Origin of the sequence: Micromonospora sp. CPCC 206171 (genome assembly GCF_036906755.1) — a bacterium.
GTDB classification, from domain to species: Bacteria; Actinomycetota; Actinomycetes; order Mycobacteriales; family Micromonosporaceae; genus Micromonospora; species Micromonospora purpureochromogenes.
In genome coordinates this window covers 1-24640 of sequence record NZ_JBAKHT010000049.1, presented here as the reverse complement: position 1 = coordinate 24640, position 24640 = coordinate 1, and the positions used below count along the sequence as shown (strand labels likewise).

Genomic DNA, 24640 nt, shown 5'->3' with positions numbered 1-24640 from the left:
CACCAGCCGGCAACGCCTGCATCAACCGCCCACGCGCCGCCACCAGACGCGACGCATCCGCCAACGACAACACCCCGGCCACATGCGCCGCAGCCAACTCACCGATGGAGTGCCCGGCCACGAAATCCGGCCGCACACCCCACGACTCCACCAGCCGGAACAACGCCACCTCGACCGCGAACAAGCCGGCCTGCGCATAACCCGTCTGCCGGATCAACTCCTCGTCGTCACCCCAGACGACCTCACGCAACGGCCGATCCAGGTGCGCGTCCAGCTCCGCCACCACCGCGTCAAAGGCCCCCGCGAACACCGGGAACGCCGCGTGCAACGAGCGACCCATCCCGAGGCGCTGCGCGCCCTGACCGGTGAACAACACCGCCAACCGACCGCCCCGCGGGGTGCCGGTCACCGTGTTCGGGGCGGTCTCGCCGACGGCCAGGGCGGCCAGGCCGGCGGACAGTTCCGCCGGGTCCGCACCCAGCACCACGGCCCGGTGGGGGTGCAGTGCCCGGCCGGTCGCCAGGGTCCGAGCCGCCGCAGCCGCGTCCGCCAGGTCGATCGACCCAGTGACGTCGGCCAGCCGACCGGCGAGGGCCCGCAGCGCCGGTACCGACCTCGCGGACACCAGCCACGGCAGCGGGCCGATCACTCCGGAGTCCACGCCGGGGCCGTATCCGCCGGAGCCGGGAGCGCCGGAGCCGGACGCACCAGTGGCCACGTCGTCCGGAGCCTGCTCGATGATGACGTGGGCGTTGGTGCCGCTGATGCCGAACGACGACACCCCGGCCCGGCGAGGGCGGCCGTCGACCGGCCACTCGCGCGCCTCGGTCAGCAGTTCCACCGCGCCGGCGGACCAGTCCACCTGCGGCGAGGACTCCTCGGCGTACAGGGTGCGGGGCAGCACCGCGTGCCGCATCGCCAGGACCATCTTGATCACGCCGGCGACACCGGCGGCGGCCTGGGTGTGTCCCAGGTTCGACTTGATCGAACCCAACCACAGCGGCCGGTCGGCGGGCCGGTCCTGCCCGTAGGTGGCCAGCAGCGCCTGCGCCTCGATCGGGTCACCCAGGGTCGTACCCGTACCGTGGGCCTCGACCACGTCGACCTCGGCGGCCGGCACGCCGGCCGAGGCCAGGGCGGCCCGGATCACCCGCTGCTGCGACGGGCCGTTCGGGGCGGTGAGCCCGTTCGACGCACCGTCCTGGTTCACCGCCGAGCCCCGCACCACCGCCAGGACCGGGTGCGCGTTGCGGCGGGCGTCGGAGAGCCGTTCGACCAGCAGCAGGCCGACGCCCTCGGAGAAGCCGGTGCCGTCGGCGCCCGCGCCGAACGAGCGGCACCGGCCGTCCGGGGAGAGCCCACGCTGCCGGCTGAACTCCAGGATCACCTCCGGGGTGGCCATCACGGTCGCCCCACCCGCGAGCGCCAGCGAGCACTCCCCGGCGCGCAGCGCGCGGACCGCCCAGTGCAGCGCCACCAGCGACGACGAGCAGGCGGTGTCGACGGTGACCGCCGGCCCCTCCAGCCCCAGCGCGTACGCGACCCGGCCGGAGGCGATGGAGCCGGTGGCGGTGCTGCCGGCGTAGTCGTGGTACATCAGCCCGGCGAACACGCCGGTGTCGCTGCCGCGCAGCGTGGCCGGGTCGATGCCGGCGCGTTCCAGGGTCTCCCAGGCGCACTCCAGCAGCAGCCGCTGCTGCGGGTCCATCGCCACGGCCTCGTTCGGGCTGATCCCGAAGAAGTCGGCATCGAACTCCCCCGCGTCGGCCAGGAACCCGCCCGACCGGGTGTACGTACGCCCGGCCAGTCCGGGCTCGGGGTGGTACAGGCCGTCGGTGTCCCAGCCCCGGTCGGTGGGGAACCCGGAGATGGCGTCCACGCCGTCGGCGACCAGCCGCCACAGCTGCTCCGGCGAGCCGACCCCACCGGGGAAGCGGCAGCTCATCGCGACGATCGCGATCGGCTCGTCGGCGACCGCCGGCGTCGCCGGGACCGGGGTGGTCGGGTGGGCCGCGCCGAGCAGTGTCGCGGCGAGGTGGGCGGCGACCGCCGAGACGGTCGGGTGGTCGAAGACCAGGGTGGCGGGCAGCCGGAGGCCGGTCGCCGCGTTGAGCCGGTTACGCAGCTCCACCGCGGTGAGCGAGTCGAAGCCCAGTTCCTTGAGGGCCCGGTCGGCGTCCACGGCGTCTCCGGTGGCGTGACCGAGGACCCCGGCGACCTCGGCGCGGACCAGCTCCAGCAGGGTGCGGCGGCGCTCCTCCTCGGGCAGCCGCCGCAGCCGGTCGGCCAGCGAGGCGGCGCCGGCGCCCCGGTGTGCCTGGCGGCGGGGCACCCGGACCAGGTCGCGCAGCACGGCCGGCAGCGCCCCGGAGGTGGCCTGGGCGCGCAGGCCGGCCGGGTCGAGGCGGAGCAGCACCGGCGCGGTGACGTCGCCGGCCAGCGCGGCGTCGAGCAGGGCCAGCCCGTCGGCCTCGGAGAGCGCGTCGAAGCCCTGCTGGCGCAGCCGGCGCAGCGCCGTCTCGTCGAGGTGGCCGGTCATCCCGGTGCCGCCGGCCCAGAGCCCCCAGCCCAGGGAATGGGCGGGCAGGCCCCGGCCGCGGCGGTGCGCGGCGAGGGCGTCCAGGAAGAGGTTCGCGGCGGCGTAGTTGGCCTGCCCGGCCGGGGCGAGCACCCCGGCGGCGGAGGAGAAGAGGCAGAACAGCGCCAGGTCGGTGTCGCGGGTCAGCTCGTGCAGGTGCCAGGCGGCGTCGACCTTCGGCGCCAGGACGACGTCCATCCGCTCCGGCGTCAGCGACTGCACGAGGCCGTCGTCGAGCACCCCGGCGGCGTGCACCACCCCGGTCAGCGGGTGTGCGGCATCCACGGCGTCGAGCAGGGCGCGCAGCGCCACCGGGTCGGCGGCGTCGCAGGCGGCGACGGTGACCCGCGCACCGAGGTCGGTCAGCTCGGCGCGCAGCGCGTCGACGCCGGGAGCGTCCGGGCCGCGGCGGCTGGTCAGCAGCAGGTGCCGCACGCCGTGGACGGCGGCCAGGTGGCGGGCCACCAGGGCGCCGAGGCCGCCGGTGCCGCCGGTGACCAGGACGGTGCCGTCGGGCGCCAGCGCCGGCGGGGCGTCGCCGTTCGCGGGGGCGCGCACCAGCCGGGGTACGGCCGCCGCGCCGGCCCGCAGCGTCACCTCGGGCTCGCCGAGGCGCAGCACGGCCGGCAGCGCCGCGAGGGAGGCGGGATCGTCGTCAGCGTCGACCAGCAGGAAGCGCCCCGGGTGCTCGGCCGCGGCGGCTCGCAGCACGCCCCGCACCGGCGCGGTGCGCAGGTCGTCGTCGGCGTCGGGCAGGAGCGCCACCAGCGTCGCGCCGGCCAGCCGCTCGTCGGCCAGCCACTCCTGGACGACCCGCAGGGCCCGCCGGGCCGCCGCGTGGGCGCCGTCGACCACGTCGCCGTCGCCGGCGGTGACGGGCCAGAGCGCCACCTCGGGTACGGCGACACCGGCGTCCAGGTCGGACCGGAGGGCGGCCAGGTCGGGGTGGTTGGTGGCGGGTGCGCCGATCGGCGGGTCCGCGCCGAGCACCGCCCAGCCGTCGAACGAGCCGACGCCCGTCGCCAGGTCGACCGGTCGGCGGTCCAGGCGCAGCGGCTCCACGGCCGGGGCACCGGCGGCGGCGACCAGCTGCTCTGCGGCGACCGGGCGGGCCACCAGCGCACCGACCGAGATCACCGGTGCGCCGGCCGGGTCGACCGCCTCGATCGTGGCCCGGTCCGGTCCGAGGCGCCGTACCCGGACCCGCAGCGCGGTGGCCCCGACGGCGTGCAGGGTGACGTCGGTCCAGGCGAATGGCAGCAGGGTGTCCCCGGCCGGCTCCTCGATCACGCCGGCGTGCAGGCAGGCGTCGAGCAGCGCTGGGTGCACCCCGAACCGGTCGGCGTCCGGCTGGGCCGCCTCCGGCAGGGTCACCTCGGCGAGGAGGTCGTCGCCGTGCCGCCAGAGCCCGGTCAGGCCCTGGAACGCCGGGCCGTAGCCGTAGCCCCGCCCGGTCAGCCGGGCGTACCCGTCGCGGATGTCGACGGCGGCGGCGTCGCGCGGTGGCCAGTCGGCCGGTGCGGCGGCGGGGGCCGGGGCGGCGGGCGCCAGCAGCCCCTCGGCGTGCCGGGTCCACGGCCGGTCGGAGTCCTCGGGGCGGGAGTGGACGCTGACCGGGCGCGCGCCGTCGGCGTCGGGGGCGCCGACGACGACCTGGAGCGCGACGGCGCCGCGCTCGGGCAGCACCAGCGGCGCGCCCAGGGTCAGCTCCGCCACGGTCGGCAGGTCGACCTGCTCGCCGGCGTGCAGTGCCAGTTCCACCAGGGCGGCGCCGGGGAGCACCGGCCGGCCGTGGACCTCGTGGTCGGCGAGCCAGGGTTGCCGGGTCACGGAGAGCCGGCCGGTGAGCAGCAGCCCGTCGCCGTCGGCGGGCCGGACCAGTCCGGTCAGCAGCGGGTGGCCCGGGGCGCCGTCGCCGGCGCCGGTGGTGCGCCCGGTCGGGTTCTTCCAGTAGCGCCGCCGCTGGAAGGCGTAGGTGGGCAGGTCGACGATTCGGCCGCCGGCGAGGAAGCCGGCCCAGTCCACCGGCGCGCCGTGCACGTACGCCTCGGCCAGCGAGGTGGCGAAGCGGCGCAGCCCGCCGTCCTCGCGGCGCAGCGACCCGATCGGTACGGCGGTGACGCCGGCCGCCTCGGCGGTGTCCTGCACGGCGGAGGTGAGCACCGGGTGGGCGCTGGACTCCACGAACACGCGGTGCCCGTCGGCGAGCAGCGCCCGGACGGCCTCGGAGAAGCGGACCGTCTGGCGCAGGTTGCGGTACCAGTAGTCGGCGGTCACCGTGGCGGTGTCCAGCGGCCCCCCGGTGACGGTGGAGTAGAAGGCCACCGGAGCGGTACGCGGGCTGACCGGGGCGAGCGCCTCGATCAGCTTCTCCCGGATGCCTTCCACGTAGTGCGAGTGCGAGGCGTAGTCGACGGCGATCCGGCGGACCTGCACGCCGTCGGCGGTCAGCTCGGCGTGGCACTCGTCGAGGGCGGCGACCTCGCCGCAGACCACCATGGACGACGGGCCGTTGACCACGGCGAGCTGGAGCCGGCCGGCCCACCGCTCCAGCCGGGCCTCGACGGCCTCGCGGGGCAGCAGCACGGACATCATCCCGCCGAGGCCGGCGAGTTCGGCGCCGATGAGCCGGCTGCGCAGGGCGACGACGCGAGCGCCGTCGTCGAGGGTGAGCGCGCCGGCGACGCAGGCGGCGGCGATCTCGCCCTGCGAGTGGCCGACCACCGCGGCGGGCCGTACCCCGTGTTCCTGCCAGAGGTGGGCCAGCGACACCATGACCGCCCAGAGCATCGGCTGCACCACGTCGACGGAGTCCCACAGCGGGCTGTCGGGGTCACGCAGCACGTCCAGCAGCCGCCACTCGACGTACGGCTCGAGCGCGGTGGCGCACTCGGTGAGCCGGGCGGCGAAGGCCGGCGCCTCGTCGAGCAGCGCCCGGGCCATCCCGGGCCACTGGGAGCCCTGGCCGGGGAAGACGAAGACCGCCCGGGCGTCGGGCAGGACCGCGCCGGTCACCACGCCGGGGGCGTCGGCGGCGTCGGCGAGCGCGCGTACCCCGGTCAGCAGCTCGGCGCGGTCCGCGCCGAGCACCACGGCGCGGTGGCCGAGCCGGGCCCGGGTGGTCAGCAGCGAGTGGCCGACGTCCGCCGCCCGCGGGTCGGCGGCCTCCAGGTACGCCGACAGCCGGGCCGCCTGCCCGCGCAGCGCGTCCGCGCCGCGCCCGGAGAGCACCCAGGGCAGCACCGCGCCGTCCCGCGACGGCATCTCCTGGTTCACCGGGTACCACCGCCTGTTCCGATCGCGAGGTGAGCCGTCTGCGGGTCGTGCACGGGTCAGGCCGGGCTGGCCGTGGACCGGGGCGCCGCGTCGACCTTGACGAGGTCGCCGAACTCGGGGAACTGCGCGATGGCCTGCTCGGCGGTGAGCGCCGGCGTACGGGGGCCGCGCAGCACCGCCCAGAGGAAGGCGGGGGTCATCATCCGGGTCATCGGCGCGCAGAGCGACGCCACGTTGAACACGGTGTTGATGACCATGCGGTTGCCGCAGCCGGTCCGGGCGACCCGGGCGGCCATCTTGTTGGCGAACGCGCCGCCGCGCAGCGGCACGTTGGCCCGCACGTGCGGCAGCCCCTGGTCGGTGTTGACGGCGATCTGCCAAGCACCCTGGTTGATCTTCGCGATCGCGGCCTGCACGTTGCGGGAGAAGCCGGGGCGCAGGCCCCGGACGTCCAGCTCGGTCCGCAGCGCCAGCGCGCACTGCGCGGCGACCGACATGCCGGTGCCGTGCACCGGGTTCAGCGCCTGGGCGGCGTCGCCGATCACCAGGAAGCCCTCCGGCACGGGCAGCTTCTCGAAGCGCCGCCGCTGGTCCGGGATGCTCCGGTAGGCGCGGATCGGCCCGGCCGGGCGGGCCTGGGCGATCAGGTCGGCGATGATCGGGTGGTGCCGTTCCCGGGCGAACTGCGCGAAGCCCTCCTCGTCGGTGGGGGGCTCGCCGCCCCGGCTGCCGAAGAGGCTGAGGATCCAGCGGCCGTTCTCCATCGGCAGCAGCCCGGCGCCCTGGCCGGGCCGGCCGGTGCCCGCCTGCATCTGGATCATCACGCCGGGGAAGTCGTCGCCGGTGCCGGGCGGCGCGGTGAACCAGCGGCTGACGTAGACGATGCCGGCGTCCACCACGTCCTCGCGGACCTGCGGCAGGCCCAGGTCGACCAGCCACTTCGGGGCGCTGGTGGCCCGGCCGGTGGCGTCGACCACCAGGTCGGCGTCGAGGGTGCGCTCCGCGCCGCCCTGCTCGACCCGTACGCCGGTGACCCGGTCGGCGTCACCGACCAGCCCGGTGACCCGGGTGTCCTCCCGGACGCCGATCCGCTCCTCGCGCAGCACCTGCTCGCGGACCACGTGGTCAAGCAGTTCCCGGCTGCACAGCAGCAGGTACGCGTCGGTGTCCAGCCGTTCCATCCAGCCCTCGGGGCCGCGGGCCAGCGCCCCGGAGGGCAGCCCCCGGCGCTTGGCGCCGGCGGCGTACAGCCGGTCGGTGACGCCGGGCAGCAACCGGTCGAGGGCCTCGACGCCGCCGCGCATGAGGATGTGGCTGTGGTGGCCCTGCGGCAGCCCCTTGCGCGGCTGCGGCTCGGTGGGAAGCTGATCCCGTTCGACGACGGTGACCTCGTCGACGGCGCGGGCCAGCGCGGCGGCGGCGAGCATCCCGGCGAGGCCGCCGCCGAGGACGACGGCCCGGCTCACTGCTCGATCCCCGACGTGGCGAGGAAGAGCTTCATCCGCCGCTCGGCCAGCTCCGGGTCCGGCAGCGCGCCGAGGCTGTCGGCCAGCCGGTACGCGGCGGCCAGGTGCGGCACCGAACGGGCCGACTGCTCGCCCCAGACCATCCGGAAGTGGTCGTGGTGCCCGGCCAGCCAGCCCAGGAAGACCACTCCCGTCTTGAAGAAGAAGATGCTCCGGCCCTCGCCGCTGAACAGGTGCCGGTTGAGCGGCAGGGTCTCCTCCAGCAGCCCCCGGGCCCGGCTGTCGTCGCCGGCGTCGAGCGCCCGGAACGCCTCGGCGGCGATCGGCACGACCGCGTCGATGACCGGGGTGAGCGGGTGGCTGTGCCCGGACCCGTCGCCGACGAACATCTCCGGGTACTCGGTGGTGTCGCTGGTGTAGAACTTCACGCCCTCGGGCAGCCGCTTGCGCCACTCGACCTGCCGGGCCAGCGACGCCGGCCCGATCTTGACGCCGTCGACCTTGTCCAGGTTGTCGCGGACGATGGCGATCAGCGCGTCGTACGCGTCGTCGGGCTCCTCGTAGCCGAAGTACTCCGAGTTGCGCGGATCCCACTCCGAGGTGATCCAGTGCACGATCGCCGGCTGGCTCGACTGGCGCAGCAGGTTGCCGTACACGGTGGCGAAGTCCTCGGGGCCGCGGACGGCGACGTTCAGGTGCGGGCTGCACATGATCACCGGCTGCGCGCCGGCCTCCTCGACCACGGCCAGCTGCTCCTCGTAGGCGGCCTGGACCTCGGCGAGGGTGACCGGGGCAAACGGCTCCAGCTGGTCGGTGAGGACGGCCGCGGCCATCCGGCCGCCGACCGCCTTCGCCTCGGCGCCGCAGCGGCGGATCAGCTCGGCGGCGCGGGGCCAGTCCAGCCCCATGCCGCGGTGGGCGGTGTCCATGCCCTCGCAGAGCGTGAAGCCGTACGACCACAGGTGCCGGCGGAAGGCCAGGGTCGCCTCCCAGTCCAGCGACTGCGGCGGCGGGTCGCCCCCGGGCGGCCCGAAGGGCTCGTTGTCGGCCAGCGGGTCGCCCAGCACGTGCGCGGTGGCCAGCACGGATCGGGTCCGGAACGGGGAGGGGTCGGCGGGCTGCTCCACGCGCGGCGCCTGGGTCGGGTGGTAGACGGTCAGGGTGCCGTCCGACTCCGGAAGCTTGATCATTTTTTTCTGCTCCGAACCGTCGTCTGGATCGAGTCGGCACAATTCAAGCGACTCACGGGAGTGCGGTTCCATAGCGGCGACCCCCTAATTCCGGGGCAACCCCTGAACGGCTTCCGCCGGCCCGACCGCGCCCCTAGGGGGCGGGCCGGACCGGCGGACTGCCGGAATTGGTCCGATCGACCGAGATGGCGCCGACCGGACAGTTCAGCGCGGCCGTACGGGTCGCCGCGCGCAGCGCCGGCTCCGGCGATTCCACCAGAACGACCACGAGACCGTCGCGGTCGTCCTGGTCGAAGACGGTGGGCGCGAAGTACACGCAGTTGCCGGAACCGACGCAGGTTTCCCGGTCGACCTCGACACGCATTGTCGGCGACCCGTCGCTCACCAGGTGACGGGCAGTTCGTGCAACCCGTACGCGTGCGCGTCGAACATGTACGACAGTTTGTCGACATCCGCGGCCAGGCGCAGCTCCGGAATGCGCTCGAAGAGCGTACGGAAGACGGTTTCGAGCTGCATCCGGGCCAGGTTCGCCCCGGGGCACATGTGGTTGCCGTAACTGAAGGCCAGGTGCCCTTCGGCGTTGCGGTGGATGTCGAACTTCTCCGGTTCTTCGAAACGCTCCGGGTCCCAGTTCGCCGCGCCGTTGAGCGCGAGCACGCCCTCGCCCTGGCGGATGGTGCCGCCGCTGACCTCGACGTCGTGGGTGGCCACCCGCACGGTGGCCGAGTCGAGGATGCTGAGGAAGCGCAGCAGCTCCTCGACCGCGCCCGGCCACAGCGATGGGTCCGCCTTGAGCTCGGCGAGCTGCTCCGGGTGCTCCAGCAGCACCACCGTGCCGAGGGAGACGACGTTGGCGGTGGTGTCGGAGCCGGCGATCACCAGTACCCGGGCGATGGCGACCAGGTCCTCGTGTTCGAGGGTGGGCTCGTCGGGCAGTCGGGCCGCGATCCGGCTGAGCAGGTCGTCGCCCGGGTTCTTGGTCTTCTCGGTGATCAGCTCGTCGAGGAACTCGTCCATCTCGGCGATCGCGCCGGCCACCGCCTCCTGCGTCGAGTCCCGCCCGGTGGTGGTCTCGGCGTAGCGGCGGAAATAGCCGATGTGCACCGGGTCGACGCCGAGCATCTCGCAGAACAGCAGCGCCGGCACGGGCAGCGCCAGCTCGGCCATCAGGTCCAGCGGGCCGCCCTTGGCCAGCATCTGGTCGATCTGCGTGTCGACGATCTGCTGCATCCGGGGGCGGAGCTTGTTGATCCGCGCGGCGGTGAATTCGGGGATCACCATTCGCCGGCGGACGGTGTGCTCCGGGGGGTCCATCGCCGGGAACGGGAAGGCGATGTACGGCAGCATCTCCTCCGGCACGTGGAACTGCGCCGGATAGGAGGGATTGCGGGCGTTCGAACTCATCGACGGGTCACCGAGCACCTGGCGCACGTCCCGGTAACGGGTCAGTGCCCAGACGGGTTTTCCGGTCATCCGGTTGGTCACCGGGGCGAGTGGATTCTCCTCACGCATCCGCTCGTATTCCTGCGGAACGGCGAGCGGGCACCGGCGCCGGTCCAGCGGAAAATCCGGGCGCTCGGTACCGGTGGTCACGGCATCGGCTGTTTCGGTCATCGCTGCGGCGCCTCTCTCTTGAAGGGGGCGGCGGGGAATCGATCGGATCGATTCAAGCAGCGCGCCGGCACGGCGGACAGGTTCCGCACCCCCTAAGGTCGGCGACGAGCCCCCTATGCCGGCACCACGGGACGGGGCGGAACGGTTACTGTCACGGCACCGACGGTCCGGTTCCCAATCCCGTGCAGACATCGTTCGGGCGGCGGCATACCCTGAACCGCAGCGACGGGCAGCGGCGAAGGGCGGATGACCGCGGCCGGGCGTCCCAGAGGGAAAGTGGAGTCGATGGGCGGAAGCATTGATCCGGGGCTGCCGGGATACATCGGGGACGCCTGGGGTTTGCGGGACCGACCGAACAAGGGCCCCAAGCGCGCGCTGAGCCTTCCGCGCATCGTCGACGCGGCGGTCGCCATCGCCGCGTCGGAGGGTCTGTCGGCGGTGTCGATGAGCCGGGTCGCGTCGGATCTCGGCGCCTCGACCATGTCGCTGTACCGCTACCTGTCGGCCAAGGACGAGCTGCTCCAGCTCATGATGGACGCGATCTACCAGACGCCGCCGTCCGGGCCCGACTCGCCGGACGAGGGCTGGCGCGCCGGGCTGGCCCGGTGGACCTGGGAGCAGCACGCGATCCTGCGCAAGCACACCTGGGCGCTGCACATCCCGACCCTCGGCCCGCCGGTCACCCCCAACCAGATCATCTGGCTGGAGCGGGGGCTGGAGTGCCTGGGCGGCACCGCGCTGGGCGAGGGCGAGAAGCTGTCGGTGATCATGCTGCTGAGCGGCTTCTGCCGCAACGACGCCACCGTCTCCGCCGACGTGCAGGCCTCGTTCATGGCCAAGGCCCCCGACGAGCTGGCCGCGATGTCCTCCTACGGTCAGCTGGTCCGCAAGCTCGCCGGGCCGGACCGCTTCCCGGCGTTCACCGCGGTGATCGACGCCGGCGTGCTGGACACCCCGGCCGGCCCCGACGACGAGTTCGTCTTCGGCCTGGAGCGCATCCTCGACGGGGTCGGCGCCCTGCTCGAGCAGCGCGCGGCGGCGAGGAGCGCGGGCGGCGAAGGACACTGACCCGCCGCCCGGCCCGCCCCCGCCGACCGACGCACACCCTGGTCCCGTCGCTGTCCACCTGATGTCGTGAATGACTCAGCCGCACGCTGATCCGTCGCGGTGACCCGCGCCCTCCCGCCGGGACCTCGGGTCACGGGCCGACCGCCGCTGCCCGGCCGGCGAGGGCCGCGAGTCGTCCACGTCATCAGCTCGACAGCGCCCGCGACACCACCACCCCGCCCGCAAACGGCCTGAGCCATCCATGACATCAGGTCCGTAGCGATCCGGCGGCCCGGCGGGCACCTCGCGCCCGTGCCGCGCCCGGCCCGCCACCGCGACGCTCCGACGGAGCGGGCCGCGCGGGGCGGCGGGCGTCAGGCGCGGGCGTGGCCGGCGACCACCCCGTCCGCCGCGTGCCGGCGGATCAGGGCCATGACCTGGGGGGCGTGCCGGTTGAGGTAGAAGTGCCCGCCGGAGAAGACGTGCAGCGCGAACGGGCCGGTGGTGTGCTCCCGCCAGCTCTCCGCGTCGGGCACGTCGACCTGCGGGTCGGCGTCGCCGGTCAGCGCGTACACCGGGCAGGTCAGCGGCGGACCCGGCTGGTAGCGGTAGGTCTCGGCGGCCTTGTAGTCGGCGCGCAGCGCCGGCAGGATCATGCGGACCAGCTCGGGGTCGGTGAGCATCTGGGCGTCGGTGCCCTCCAGCTTCAGCATCTCGCTGATCAGCGCGTCGTCGTCACCCTCGTGCACCCAGGCGGGGCGGTGCCGCGACGGCGCCCGCCGGCCGGAGGCGAACAGCGCGGACACCTCGGTCCCGCGCGCCTGCAGCCGCCGGGCCACCTCGAACGCCACGGTCGCGCCCAGGCTGTGCCCGAACAGCGCCAGCGGCCGGTCGGCCCAGACGGCCACCTCGTCGACGAGGGCGTCGACCAGCCGGGGCACGTCCTCGAAGGCCGGCTCGGCGCGGCGGTCCTGACGGCCCGGGTACTGCACCGCCAGGACGTCCAGGCCGGGGCTCAGCGCCTGGGACACCGGGTAGAAGTACGACGCGGAGCCACCGGCGTGGGCGAAGCAGACCAGCCGGGTGGGGGCGTCCAGGGCGGGGTGGAAGCGGCGGATCCAGGCACCGTTGTCCATGGGTACGGCCATCTCGTGCATCCTTCGCGTCGGTGCGCCGGCGCGGCCGGCGCGGGAGGAACGGCCCGGCCGCCGCCGGCCCGGCCGGGGGTCCGCCCGGCCGGGGACACGGCGGTGGTCAGTCGTCGTCGGGGTCGCCGTAGAGCGACATCTCCGGGGCGATGACGAAGCCGGAGACGTCCTTGGTCCGCCGCTTGACCCGGCCGAGGGCCGCCTTGACGGCGACGTCGAGCCGGTCCCGCTTGGCGGCCTCGCGGGCCTCCCGGCGGTCGACGAACTCCGGCATCACCTCGCGGGCGAACAGCTCCAGCGATTCCATGATGTGCTCGTGCTTGTTCTTGCCGATCTGCACCGAGAAGATGATCTGGTCGACGCCGACCGCCTCGTACCGGCGGATGATGTCGGCGATCTGCGCGGGCGTGCCGATGCCCCGGCGCAGCTGCCCGACCTGGTCCATCATCGCCTGCGACTCGGCCGACTGGAGGTCCTTCTCGTCCGGCACGATCGCGTCCCGGGTGAAGCCCATGCTCTCCCGGGCGTCCTGGAAGCTCTGCCAGATGTCGGTCACGCCCGGCTGGTGCTGACCGGTGATGTAGTAGTGCATCAGGGCGTACGAGAAGAAGTACGCGCCCTCCAGCCCGCGGTCGAGGGCGACCTCCTCGTCCTCGTGGCACATGAACGGCAGCACCATGGCCACGTTGGCGTTGACCGCCTGGCCGATCGGGACGCAGTCGTCCGACTCCAACGTCCGGTAGTAGGCCTCGACCCACTCCTCGGCCTCTTCCGGGTTGACGAAGGAGAAGGCGAGCGCGCCCATGCCCTCGCGGGCCGCGTCCTGGATGCTCTCCCGCCGGGTGCAGGCCCGCCACAGCGGCGGGTGCGGCTTCTGCTTCGGCTTGGGGACGACGTTGCGGACGGGCACGTCGACCCACTTGCCCTGGTGGCCGGTGAACGGGGTCTCGGTCATCATCCGGATGACCACCTCGAGCGCCTCGTGCCACTGCTCCTGCTTGTCCGCCAGTTCGATGCCGAAGGCGCCCACCTCGAGCTGGGAGCTGCCCTGGCCGGAGCCGAAGTCCACCCGGCCGCCGGAGATCAGGTCCAGCATGGCCAGCCGCTCGGCGATCCGCACCGGGTGGTTCACCGCCGGCGGCATGTGGATGATGCCGTGCGCGAGCCGGATGTTCTTCGTCCGGGCCGCGGCGGCGGCGAGGAAGACCTCCGGCGCCGAGGAGTGCGAGTACTCCTCGAAGAAGTGGTGTTCGGTGCCCCAGGCGTAGTCGAAGCCGAGCCGGTCGGCCAGCTCGATCTGCTCCAGCGCCTCCTGGAACAGGCGTTCCTCGCTGTCCTCGGCCCAGGGCCGGGGAAGTTGGTGGTGATAGGTCAAGCCGAAGCGCATGCGTTCCTCCGCGTGACGAGAAGCTGCCCGGTGGCCATGACGCTAGGGCCGCGGCTGCCGGATCCGGCCTGACGGAGGCCGTAATCAGGGGGCCGGCGAGGCCCGTTCAGGGGTCGGCCGGCGCGGCCTAGGGGGTGCCCGGGACGGCGGGCCCGGTGCCGCCGGCGGTCAGCACCGACCCGGGTACGGCGGGGGCCGGTGGGACGGCCGGGGCGGGACGGCGGAACCCGGCGAGGAAGAACAGCAGCGGGTCGGCGTCGCCGTCGACCACCTCCAGGTCGCGTACCCGGCCGACGGCGATGACGTGGTCCCCGCCCGGGTACTCCGCCTCCACGGTGCACTCCACCCAGGCCAGCGAGCCGGGCAGCCGGGGCGACCCGGTCACCGGGCCGGGAGTCCAGTCCACCCCGGCGAACTTGTCGACGGCCCGGCTGGCGAAGGTCCGGCACAGCCCCTCCTGCTCGGCGGTCAGGATGTTCACCCCGAACGCGCCCCGGGCCCGGATCAGCGGCCAGGAGCGGGAGGTGCGGGACACCGAGAAGGAGACCAGCGGCGGATCGAGGGAGAGCGAGACGAACGACTGGCAGGTGAAGCCGACCGGCCGTACCCCGTCGCCGGCGGTGATGATGGTGACCCCGGTGCAGAAGAGTCCGAGGACGTGCCGGAACGCGCCGGGGTCGACCCGGCCCGCCGTGGTGCCCGTACGCGATGTCATCGCTCTCCCGCCCGTCAGCCCGGCGCCGGCGCGGGGGCGTCCCCGCCCTCGGCCGGCGCCTCTTCGAGGATCACGTGTGCGTTGGTGCCGCTGATGCCGAAGGAGGACACGGCGGCCCGGCGCGGCCGGCCGGTCTCCGGCCAGGGCCGGGCCTCGGTCAGCAGCTCCACCCGCCCGGCCGACCAGTCGACCTGCGGGGTGGGCGCGTCGACGTGCAGCGTGGCGGGGAGCAGCCCGTGCCGCATCGCGAGCACCATCTTGATCACCCCGGCGACCCCGGCGGCGGCCTGGGTGTGCCCGAGGTTGGACTTGACCGACCCCAGCCAGAGCGGCTCCCCCGCCCGGTCCCGCCCGTACGTGGCCAGCAGCGCCTGGGCCTCGATCGGGTCGCCGAGCCGGGTACCGGTGCCGTGCGCCTCCACCGCGTCCACGTCGGCCGGTCGCAGCCCGGCGCTGTCGAGGGCCTGGCGGATGACCCGCTGCTGGGCGGGCCCGTTCGGCACGGTGATGCCGCTGGACGCGCCGTCGGAGTTCACCGCCGCGCCCCGGATCACGGCGAGGATCCGCCGGCCGTTGCGGCGGGCGTCGGAGAGCCGTTCCAGGACCAGCAGGCCGCTGCCCTCCCCCCAGCCGGTGCCGTCGGCGGCGGCGGCGAACGACTTGCACCGGCCGTCCGGGGCGAGCCCGCGCTGCGAGCTGAAGTAGACGAACGTCTCCGGGGTGGACATCACGGTGATGCCGCCGGCCAGCGCGAGGGTGCACTCCCCGGAGCGCAGCGCGTGCCCGGCCAGGTTCAACGCGACGAGCGAGGACGAGCAGGCGGTGTCCAGCGAGACGGACGGCCCCTGCAGGCCCAGCGTGTAGGAGATCCGGCCGCTGGTGATGCTGCCGCCGCCGTCCGCGCCGTCGTAGTCGTGGTACATCACCCCGCAGTACACGCCGGTGCGGCTCTCCTTGAGCGACAGCGGGTCGATCCGCGCGTGCTCCAGGGCCTCCCAGGCGGTCTCCAGGATCACCCGCTGCTGGGGGTCGATGTCGCGGGCCTCGCGCGGGGAGATGCCGAACAGGTCGGCGTCGAAGTCGGCGGCGTCGTGCAGGAACGCCCCCTCCCGGGTGACGGTCCGGCCGGGGCGTCCGGGCTCCGGGTCGTACAGGGCGTCGGTGTCCCAGCCGCGGTCGGTGGGGAACGGGGTGACCGCGTCCCGGCCCCGGGCCAGCAGCTCCCAGTAGCTCTCCGGGGAGTCGACGCCGCCGGGCAGCTGGCAGGCCATCCCGACGATGGCGATCGGTTCGTCGGCGGCCTGGGCGAGCCGGGCGTTCTCCTGCCGGAGCCGGTCGTTCTCCAGCAGCGAGGTGCGCAGCGCCGCGACGATCTGGTCGGTGTCCACGCCGCTCACCGGTGCGCTCCGTTCGGGTCGGCGCCGCCGAGGGCGGCGCGGACCAGGTCGTCCACCGCCATGTTCCGGATCTCCTCGCTGCGATCGGCGGCGGCGGGCGCCGCGGTGGGCGGGGGTTCGACGCCCGGCGCGGCGAGTCGCAGCAGGGCGTCGAGCAGGCCCGCCTCGCGCAGCGCGTCCAGTCGGATGGTGGCCAGCCGCCGGCGTACGTCGTCCTCGTCCGGGGCGTCGGCGCCCGCCGGCCCGGCGGGCGCGTCGGCGGACGGTCCGACCGGCACCTCCTCGGCCAGTTCCTCGCGCAGCAGCCGCGCCACCTCGGCCGGGGTCGGGTGGTCGAACATCAGCGTGGCGGCGAGCCGCAGCCCGGTCGCCGCGCTGAGCCGGTTGCGCAACTCGATCGCGGCCAGCGAGTCCAGGCCGAGCTCGGTGAAGCCCCGGTGGACGTCGATCTCGCCCGGTTCGGCGTGCCGGACGGCCGCGACGTGGCCACGGACCAGGTCGAGCAGCAGCCGCTGCCGGCCCTCCTCGGGCAGCGCCGCGAGACGCTGGACGAGGCTGCCCTCGTCCACCGGGGCCGCCGGCGCCTCGGCGGTGGCGGCCGGGGTGGCCGCCGGGGCGGGCCGGCGACCGGCGGCGGCGCGGGCGACGTCGCGCAGCTTGGCCGGGATCTCGGTGCCGGTCGGGTCGGGGCGCAGCGGCACCAGCACCGGCTCGTCCACCCGCATCGCCTGGTCGAACAGGGTGAGCCCGTCGGCCGGTGCCAGCGCCGGCATGCCCATCGCGGCGAGCCGGCGGGTGACCCCGGGGTCCGTGCCGCCGGCCAGACCGGCGCCCTCGCCCCACAGGTTCCAGACCAGCGAGGTGGCGGGCAGCCCCATCGACCGGCGGTGCCGGGCCAGCGCGTCGAGGAAGCTGTTCGCCGCCGCGTAGTTGCCCTGGCCGGCCGGGTCGAGCAGGCCGGCCACCGAGGAGAACAGGACGAAAGCGGTCAGCTCCCGCTCCTCGGTCAGCTCGTGCAACGCCCAGGCGGCGTCCACCTTGGGCGCCAGCACCGCGGCGAGCCGGTCCGGGGTGAGCGAGGTGAACAGCGCGTCGTCGAGCACGGCGGCGGCGTGCACCACGGCCGTCAGCGGCTGCGGCAGTCCGTCGACCAGCGCCGCGAGGACCTTCGGGTCGGTGACGTCGCAGGCGGCGACGGTCACCTCGGCGCCGAGCGCGGCCAGCTCGTCGCGCAGCCGCGCCGCGCCCGGGGTGTCCGGGCCGCGCCGGCTGACCAGCGCCAGGTGCCGCACCCCGTGCGTGCCGACCAGGTGCCGGGCGACCAGCGCGCCGAGGCCGGTGGTGCCGCCGGTCACCAGCACCGTGCCGTCGGGCCGCCAGGGCGACGGGGGCAGCTCGGCCGGCACCGGAACCGGGGCGAGCCGGGGCACCTTCACCTGGTTGCCGCGCACGGCCACCTCCGGCTCGGACAGCGTCACCACGGCCGGCAGCATCCGCAGGCTGGCCTCGTCGGAGTCGAGGTCGACCAGCATCAGCCGGTCCGGGTTCTCCGCCTGCGCGGCGCGCAGCAGACCCCAGACGGGGGCGACGGTCAGGTCGAGGTGCCCGCTGTCGTCGTCGGCCGCGAACCAGGTCAGCACCACCAGCCGGGTCGCGGCGAACCGCTCGTCGGCGAGCCAGGCCCGGGTGCTCTCCAGCACCCCGGCCAAGCCGTCGCGGACCGCCTCGGGCACCTCGCCGTCCGCCGGCTCGACCGGCAGGAACACCACATCGGGTACGCCGTCCGTCGCGGCCGCCGCGGCCAGGGCCGCGAGGTCCGGGTACGCGGGCACGTCCGCGCGGCCGAGGTCGACCTCGCCGCCGAGCACCGCCCACCGCCCGGGTACGGCCTCGGCGGCCTCGCCCAGCGGCAGTTGGGGCCAGTCGACCCGGAACACCGAGTCGAGGTGGCGGGTGCCGGTCATCGCCGCTCCGGCGGCCACCAGCCGGTCCGCGGTGACCGGCCGGACCACCAGCGACTCGACGGTGGCGACCGGGGTGCCGGCGGTGTCGGCCAGGTCCAGGCGGACCGCCTCGGAGCCGGCGCTGGAATCGGAGTTGGTCCAGTTGATCCGTACCCGCAGGCGGCTGCGGCCGCCGGAGTGCAGCCGTACCCCGGTCCAGGAGAACGGCAGCTGGCCGGCGCCGATGTCCTGCGGCTTGCGCCCACCGAGGAAGTCGGTGGCGCTGAGCGCGGCGTCGAGCAGCGACGGGTGCAGCCGGTACGCGGCCGCGTCCTGCCGGGCCTCGTCGGGGAGCGCCACCTCGACGAAGAGGTCCCGGCCGCGCAGCCAGACGGCACGCAGCCCGCGGAACATCGGTCCGAAGTGGTAGCCCTGCGCGGTCAGGTAGTCGTAGACGCCGCTGATGTCGACCGGCTGGGCGTCGGCCGGCGGCCACTGACCCACCCCGACGCCGAACTCCTCCGGGGTCACCGGCGGCGCGTTCTCGGTGGCGAGCCAGCCGGTGACGTGCCGGGTCCAGCCCACCTCCGGCGGGGCGTCGTCGAACCGGGACCAGATGGCGATGCTCCGCCGGTTGCCGGCGTCCGGCTCCCCCACCACCACCTGGACGGCCGCGCCGCCGTGGTCGGGCAGCGGCATCAACTGCTCGATGATCAGTTCCTCGACCACGTCGCAGCCGACCTCCTCGGCGGCCCGCAGGGCCAGCTCGACGAAGCCGGTGCCGGGGAGCAGCCCCATGCCCATCACGTTGTGGTCGGCCAGCCAGGCGTGGGTGTCGAGGGCGAGCCGGCCGGTGAGCACCACGCCGCCGCCCTGCGGCGCCACCATGACGGCGCTGAGCAGCGGGTGGTCGGCGTCGCGCTGGCCGTGCCCGGCGGCGTCGCCGGCCCGGGTCTTCGAGGCGTTCAACCACAGGTGCCGCCGCTCGAACGGGTACGTGGGCAGGTCGACGCGGGCGCCGCCGCCGAGGACCTCCGTCCAGCGGACCGGGGTGCCGGTGACGTGCAGCCGGGCCAGGGCGTCGAGCAGCTGCGTCACCTCGGGCCGGTCCCGGCGCTGGGCCGGCGCGACGACGGTGTCGGTCACGACGCCCTCGATCAGCGGGGTGAGCGCGGCGTCGGGGCCGAGTTCCAGGAACGTGGTGACTCCCGCCTGGTGCAGGGCGGTGATGCCGTCGGCGAAACGGACCGCCTCGCGGACGTGGCGCACCCAGTAGTCCGGGTTCGTCAGCTCACTGCTGGCCAGGGCGCCGCTCAGGTTGGACACGACCGGGAGCTGCGGCTCGGCGTAGGCGAGGCTCGCCGCGACGGCCCGGAAGTCGTCGAGCATCGGGTCCATCAGCCCGCTGTGGAACGCGTGGCTGACCCGCAGGCGGGTGGTCCTGCGACCAAGGTTGGTGAAGTGCTCGGCGACCGTGAGCACGGCGGCCTCCGGGCCGGAAATCACCACCGACCGGGGGCCGTTGACGGCCGCGATGTCCACACCGCCAGCGGCCGCCAGACCGCCACCATTACCCGTGCCGATGCCCATGCCGTTGGCCGCGACCTGGCCGACGCCGTCCTCCGTGCCCGTGCCGGTGCCGGTGACGGCGATCGGATCAGTGCCGGCGTCGGTGTCGGCGTCGGCGTCGGTGCTGGTCCCGTTGCCGTTGCCGTTGGCGTTGCCGTTGGAGGCCGAATCGTTTACGACATCAGCTCCAAAGGATCCGACCACCACACCCTCACCCGCCAGCGCCGCCCGCACCTCCTCCTCCGACGCCCGCACCGCCACCATCGCCCCACCCTCGGGCAACGCCTGCATCAACCGCCCACGCGCCGCCACCAACCTTGCGGCGTCCGCCAGCGACAACACCCCGGCCACATGCGCGGCAGCCAACTCACCGATGGAGTGCCCGGCCACGAAGTCCGGCCGCACACCCCACGACTCCACCAAGCGGAACAGAGCGACCTCGACAGCGAACAGGCCAGCCTGCGCATAACCCGTCCGGCGGATCAGCTCCTCGTCATCACCCCAGACCACCTCACGCAACGGCCGATCCAGATGCTGATCCAGCTCGGCCACGACCGCGTCGAACGCAGCGGCGAACACCGGGAACACCGCGTGCAGCTCACGACCCATACCGAGGCGCTGCGCGCCCTGACCGGTGAAGACCACCGCCGACCGGCCGCCGGAGCGGGCGACGCCGGTGACCACGCCGGTGGCGACCTCCCCGGCCGCCAGGGCGGTCAGGCGGGCGGTCAGCTCGTCCCGGTCCGCGCCGAGCACCACGGCCCGGTGCTCCAGGGCCGCCCGGCCGGTGGCCAGGGACCAGGCGACATCCCCGTCGGCCAGGTCGTCCCGGCCGTCGAGGTGGGCGGCCAGCCGCTCCGCCTGCGCCCGCAGCGCCCGGTCGGTACGCCCCGACAGCAGCCACGGCCGCACCGGCGCCGGCGCGCCATCACCGGCCGGCGAGGCGGCGTCACCAGCCGGCGGGCCGACGGGCCGGACCGGACCGGTGAGGTCCGCCGGCGCCTCCTCGATGATCATGTGAGCGTTGGTGCCGCTGAGCCCGAACGACGAGACCGCCGCCCGGCGGGGGCGGGACTGTGCCGGCCACTCCCGCGGCCGGGTCAGCAGCTCCACCGCGCCGGAGGACCAGTCCACCTCGTCGGAGGGGGCGTCGACGTGCAGCGTCGCCGGCATCAGCCCGTGTTGCATCGCCTGCACCGCCTTGATCACCCCGGCCACCCCGGCGGCGGCCTGGGTGTGCCCGAGGTTCGACTTGACCGACCCGAGCCACAGCGGACGGTCCCGGTCCCGGCCGTACGTGGCGAGCAGTGCCTGCGCCTCGATCGGGTCGCCGAGCGCGGTACCGGTGCCGTGCCCCTCGACCAGGTCCACCTCGGTCGGGGCGAGCGCGGCGGCGGCCAGGGCGGCCTCGATGACCCGCTGCTGGGAGGGGCCGTTCGGGGCGGTCAGCCCGTTGGACGCGCCGTCCTGGTTGATCGCCGACCCGCGCACCACGGCCAGCACGGGGTGGCCCTTGCGCCGGGCGTCGGAGAGGCGTTCCACCAGCAGCAGCCCGATCCCCTCGGACCAACCGGTGCCGTCGGCGCCGTTCGCGTACGCCTTGCACCGGCCGTCCGGGGCGAGGCCCCGCTGCCGGCTGAAGTCGACGAAGACGTCCGGCGTCGGCAGCACCGTCACGCCGCCGGCCAGCGCCATCTCCACCTCGCCCTGGCGCAGCGCCTGGCAGGCGATGTGCAGCGCGACCAGCGACGAGGAGCAGGCCGTGTCGATGGTGACCGCCGGCCCCTCCAGCCCCAGCGCGTACGCCACTCGCCCGGAGGCGATGCTGGCGCCGCTGCCGCCGCTGAGGTACGCCGCGATCTCCTCGGGTACGTGCTGCTGCACCCGGCTGCCGTACTCGGTGTACATGACGCCGACGTAGACGCCGGTGCGGCTGCCCCGCATCGAGGCGGGGTCGATGCCGGCGCGCTCGAACGCCTCCCAGGCGCCCTGGAGCAGCAGCCGCTGCTGCGGGTCCATGGCGAGCGCCTCACGCGGCATGATGCCGAAGAACTCCGGGTCGAACTCGGCCGCGTCGTGCAGGAACCCGCCGGTCTTGACGTAGGTCTTCCCGGCCGCGCCGGGCTGCGGGTCGTAGACCGCGTCGACGTCCCAGCCCCGGTCGACGGGGAACTCGGAGATCGCGTCGCGCTCCTCCACCAGCAGCCGCCACAGGTCGTCGGCGGAGCGCACCTCGCCGGGGTAGCGGCAGTGGATCGCGACGATGGCGATCGGGTCGTCGTCCGGCGCGGCCGGGGTGGTCGGGGCGGGCGCGGGTGCGGCGGCGGGGGCGGCCCCGACCAGCCGGTCGGCGAGGAAGCGCGCGGCGGCCTCGGCGGTCGGGTGGTCGAAGACCAGGGTGGCCGGCAGCCGCAGCCCGGTCGCCTCGTTGAGGGCGTTGCGCAGCTCGACGGCGGCGAGCGAGTCGAAGCCGAGGTCCTTGAACGCCCGATCGGGGGCGACCGCCTCGACGCCGGCGTGCCCGAGCACCGCCGCCACCCGGGTGCGGACGAGTTCGACCAGGACGCGGTGGCGTTCCGCCTCGGTGACCCCGGCGAGCCGTTGGGCCAGGCCGCTGGCCGTGCCGCCGCCGTCGGTCGTACCGGCGGCGGCGCGCCGGGTGGGGGCGGCGACCAGGCCCCGGAGCAGGGTCGGTACCTCGCCCCGGGCCCGGACGGCGGCCGGGTCGACGCGCAGCGGCACGACCAGCGGTTCGCCGGTCGCGACGGCGGCGTCCAGCAGGGCGAGCCCGTCGTCGACGCCGAGCGCCGGCAGGCCGAGCCGGCGCACCAGGGCGACGTCGTCGGCCGAGGCGTCGCCGAGGTCCCAGAGGCCGAAGGCGACCGCGGTGGCGGGCAGGCCGGCGGCGGCCCGGTGGGCGGCGAGGGCGTCCAGGAAGACGTTCGCGGCGGCGTAGTGCCCCTGCCCGGCGGCCAGCACCAGGCCACCGGCGGAGGAGAGCAGCACGAACGCGTCGAGCGGCAGGTCCCGGGTCAGCTCGTGCAGGTGCCAGGCGCCGTCCACCTTGGGCGCCAGCACCGGGTCGAGGCCGTCCGGGTCGAGGTCGGCGACCAGGCCGGCGCCGGGTACGCCGGCGGCGTGCACCACGGCGGTGAGCGGGTGCTCGGCGGGAACGGCGGCGAGCACGGCGGCGACGGCGGCGCGGTCGGTGACGTCGCAGGCGGCGACGGTGACCTCGGTCGCGCCGAGCGCGCGCAGCTCGTCGCGCAGCGCCGCCGCGCCGGGCGCGTCGGGGCCGCGCCGGCTGGTGAGCACGAGCCGGCGTACCGCGTGGGTGGTCACCAGGTGCCCGGCGATCAGCGCGCCGAGCCCGCCGGTGCCGCCGGTGACCAGTACGGTCCCGTCCGGGTTCCAGCCGGGCCCACCGTCGGCGGGGCGCAGCCGGGCCAGCCGGGGCACGCTCACCCGGCCGGCGCGGACCGCCGCCTCGGGTTCGGCGGCGGCGACGGCGGCGAGCAGCCGCGCGGAGTCGGCGCTGCCGTCGGTGTCGAGCAGGCCGAACCGGCCCGGCTGTTCGCCGGCCGCCGCCCGCAGCAACCCCCACAGGGGGGCCTGGGCCAGGTCGACGTCCTCGCCGGTCGCGGTGGCGACGGACTGCCGGGTGACGACGGTCAGCCGCGCCCCGTCGAGCCGCCCGTCGGCCAGCCAGGACCGCACCGTCCGCAGCGTGTCGCGGGTGACGGCGCGGGCCGCCTCGGCGGGGTCGCCCCCGCCGGTGGGGGCGGCGAGCAGGACCAGGTCGGGGGTGCCGGTCTCCCCCGCGTCGAGCGCCGCGCCGAGCGCGGCCAGATCCGGGTACGCGGGCAGTCCGGTCCCCGGCAGGTCGCCGAGCACGACGGCCCGGCTGGTCGCCGGCGGAACCGGCGTTGGGGTCCACTCCAGGCGCAGCAGCGCGCCGGCGCGGTCGTCCCGCGCGAGCTGCCCGGCGGAGACCGGCCGGACCAGCAGCGACTCGACGGTGGCGACGGGGCGTCCGTCGGGGTCGGCCACCCGGATCCGGCACTCCTCGTCGCCCCGCAGCCGTTCCAGGTGTACGCGCAGCGCGCGGGCCCCGGCGGCGTGCAGGGTGATCCCGGACCAGGAGAAGGGCAGCAGCGTCTCACCGTCCAGCGGGCCGTCCTCGCCGAGCTGGTCGGCGTGCATGGCGGCGTCGAGCAGGGCCGGGTGCAGGCCGTACCGCTCGGCGTCCTCGCCCTCGGGGAGCGCAACCTCGGCGAAGACGTCCTCGCCGCGCCGCCAGGCGGCCCGCAGGCCCTGGAACGTCGGGCCGTACCCGTAGCCGCGGGCGCGCAGGCCCGGGTAGAAGCTCTCCACGGGCAGCGCGGTGGCACCCGGCGGCGGCCACTGGGTGAGGTCCCAGGCGGCCGGGGCGGCGGTCGGCGCGATCGCGCCGGTGGCGTGCAGGGTCCACTCCCCGTCCCCGCCCTCGGGTCGGGAGTGGATCCCGATCTGGCGTACGCCGCTGTCGTCGGGCGAGCCGACCACCACCTGGACGGCCACCGCGCCCCGGCCGGGCAGGATCATGGGCGCCCGGTGGGTCAGCTCCTCGACCCGGCCGCAGCCGACGTGGTCACCGGCACGGACGGCGAGTTCGACGAAGCCGGTGCCGGGCAGCAGCGCCGCCCCCAGGATCTCGTGGTCGGCCAGCCAGCGCTGCCGGTCGACGGCGAGCCGCCCGGTGAGCACCACCCGGTCGGTGTCGGCGGCCGGCACCGCGGCACCGAGCAGCGGGTGCCCGATCGGCTCAAGCCCGACCGAGCCGACGTCGCCGGCGGGCGGCAGCGGGTTCAGCCAGTAACGCCGCCGCTGGAACGGGTACGTGGGCAGGTCGACCGTGCGACCGGTCTGCGGGAGCAGTGCGGTCCAGTCGACGGTGGTGCCGGTGACGTGCAGCCTGGCCAGGGCGGTCAGGGCCTGCCGCTGTTCGTCGTGCCCGCGCCGCAGGGACGGCACGACGGTGACCTCGTCGGTGAGGATGCCCTCGATCAGCGGGGTGAGCGCGGCGTCCGGGCCCAGTTCCAGGAACGTGGTCGCGCCGGCGGCGTGCAGGGCGGTGATGCCGTCGGCGAAACGGACCGCCTCACGGACGTGCCGCACCCAGTAGTCGGGGTCGGTCAGCTCGCCGGTGGCCAGGGTGCCGGTCAGGTTCGACACGACCGGAAGCTGCGGCTCGGCGTAGGTCAGCCCCGCCGCGACGGCCCGGAAGTCGTCGAGCATCGGGTCCATCAACCCGCTGTGGAACGCGTGACT

Annotated in this window: 10 protein-coding genes and 1 pseudogene; 1 reads left to right on the top strand and 10 read right to left on the bottom strand. The window is 75.1% G+C overall.

Annotation, left to right across the window (positions count from 1 at the left end; genetic code table 11):
• From V6U89_RS29670 to V6U89_RS29650, 5 genes are all read right to left on the bottom strand, one after another.
• On the bottom strand, positions 1-5854 hold a 5854-nt coding region (locus V6U89_RS29670; protein WP_334576527.1), incomplete at its 3' end, for a type I polyketide synthase.
• Between the two features lie 56 nt (positions 5855-5910).
• Positions 5911-7320 (bottom strand): NAD(P)/FAD-dependent oxidoreductase, encoded by a 1410-nt coding sequence (locus tag V6U89_RS29665; RefSeq protein WP_334576525.1) that lies wholly within the window; start codon positions 7318-7320, stop codon positions 5911-5913.
• Complete coding sequence (locus V6U89_RS29660) at positions 7317-8510, bottom strand: DUF993 family protein (RefSeq protein WP_334576523.1); 1194 nt, start codon at positions 8508-8510, stop codon at positions 7317-7319. The genes V6U89_RS29665 and V6U89_RS29660 overlap by 4 nt, the downstream gene beginning before the upstream one ends.
• Positions 8511-8643: 133 nt before the next feature.
• Complete coding sequence (locus V6U89_RS29655; protein ID WP_154939033.1) at positions 8644-8874, bottom strand: ferredoxin; 231 nt, start codon at positions 8872-8874, stop codon at positions 8644-8646.
• 17 nt (positions 8875-8891) lie between these two features.
• On the bottom strand, positions 8892-10103 hold the full coding sequence (locus V6U89_RS29650; protein WP_334576521.1) for a cytochrome P450: 1212 nt from the start codon (positions 10101-10103) through the stop codon (positions 8892-8894).
• A gap of 306 nt (positions 10104-10409) precedes the next feature.
• Here V6U89_RS29650 and V6U89_RS29645 point away from each other — a divergent pair, with 306 nt between their 5' ends.
• Positions 10410-11192 (top strand): TetR/AcrR family transcriptional regulator, encoded by a 783-nt coding sequence (locus V6U89_RS29645; protein ID WP_334576519.1) that lies wholly within the window; start codon positions 10410-10412, stop codon positions 11190-11192.
• A 353-nt stretch (positions 11193-11545) separates the two neighbouring features.
• Here V6U89_RS29645 and V6U89_RS29640 read toward each other — a convergent pair whose 3' ends face one another.
• The 5 genes and pseudogenes from V6U89_RS29640 to V6U89_RS29620 form a co-directional block, all read right to left on the bottom strand.
• The gene (locus tag V6U89_RS29640) at positions 11546-12319 is read right to left on the bottom strand and encodes a thioesterase II family protein (RefSeq protein WP_334576517.1); all 774 of its coding nucleotides are present in this window, start codon (positions 12317-12319) and stop codon (positions 11546-11548) included.
• A 106-nt stretch (positions 12320-12425) separates the two neighbouring features.
• Positions 12426-13706: an LLM class flavin-dependent oxidoreductase gene (locus V6U89_RS29635; RefSeq protein WP_334576515.1), complete on the bottom strand. Its 1281-nt coding sequence runs from the start codon at positions 13704-13706 to the stop codon at positions 12426-12428.
• 127 nt (positions 13707-13833) lie between these two features.
• Positions 13834-14421 (bottom strand): flavin reductase family protein, encoded by a 588-nt coding sequence (locus tag V6U89_RS29630; RefSeq protein ID WP_334576513.1) that lies wholly within the window; start codon positions 14419-14421, stop codon positions 13834-13836.
• A 23-nt stretch (positions 14422-14444) separates the two neighbouring features.
• Positions 14445-15788, bottom strand: a pseudogene (locus V6U89_RS29625) (type I polyketide synthase); the annotation flags it as partial.
• 26 nt (positions 15789-15814) lie between these two features.
• On the bottom strand, positions 15815-24640 hold an 8826-nt coding region (locus V6U89_RS29620), incomplete at its 5' end, for an SDR family NAD(P)-dependent oxidoreductase (protein WP_334576511.1).

Bases quoted from the DNA above. Each gene is read 5' to 3' on its own strand.
- V6U89_RS29660 (WP_334576523.1), bottom strand. From the start codon at position 8,510: ATGATCAAGCTTCCGGAGTCGGACGGCACCCTGACCGTCTACCACCCG.
- V6U89_RS29655 (WP_154939033.1), bottom strand. From the start codon at position 8,874: ATGCGTGTCGAGGTCGACCGGGAAACCTGCGTCGGTTCCGGCAACTGC.
- V6U89_RS29645 (WP_334576519.1), top strand. From the start codon at position 10,410: ATGGGCGGAAGCATTGATCCGGGGCTGCCGGGATACATCGGGGACGCC.
- V6U89_RS29640 (WP_334576517.1), bottom strand. From the start codon at position 12,319: ATGGCCGTACCCATGGACAACGGTGCCTGGATCCGCCGCTTCCACCCC.
- V6U89_RS29635 (WP_334576515.1), bottom strand. From the start codon at position 13,706: ATGCGCTTCGGCTTGACCTATCACCACCAACTTCCCCGGCCCTGGGCC.
- V6U89_RS29630 (WP_334576513.1), bottom strand. From the start codon at position 14,421: ATGACATCGCGTACGGGCACCACGGCGGGCCGGGTCGACCCCGGCGCG.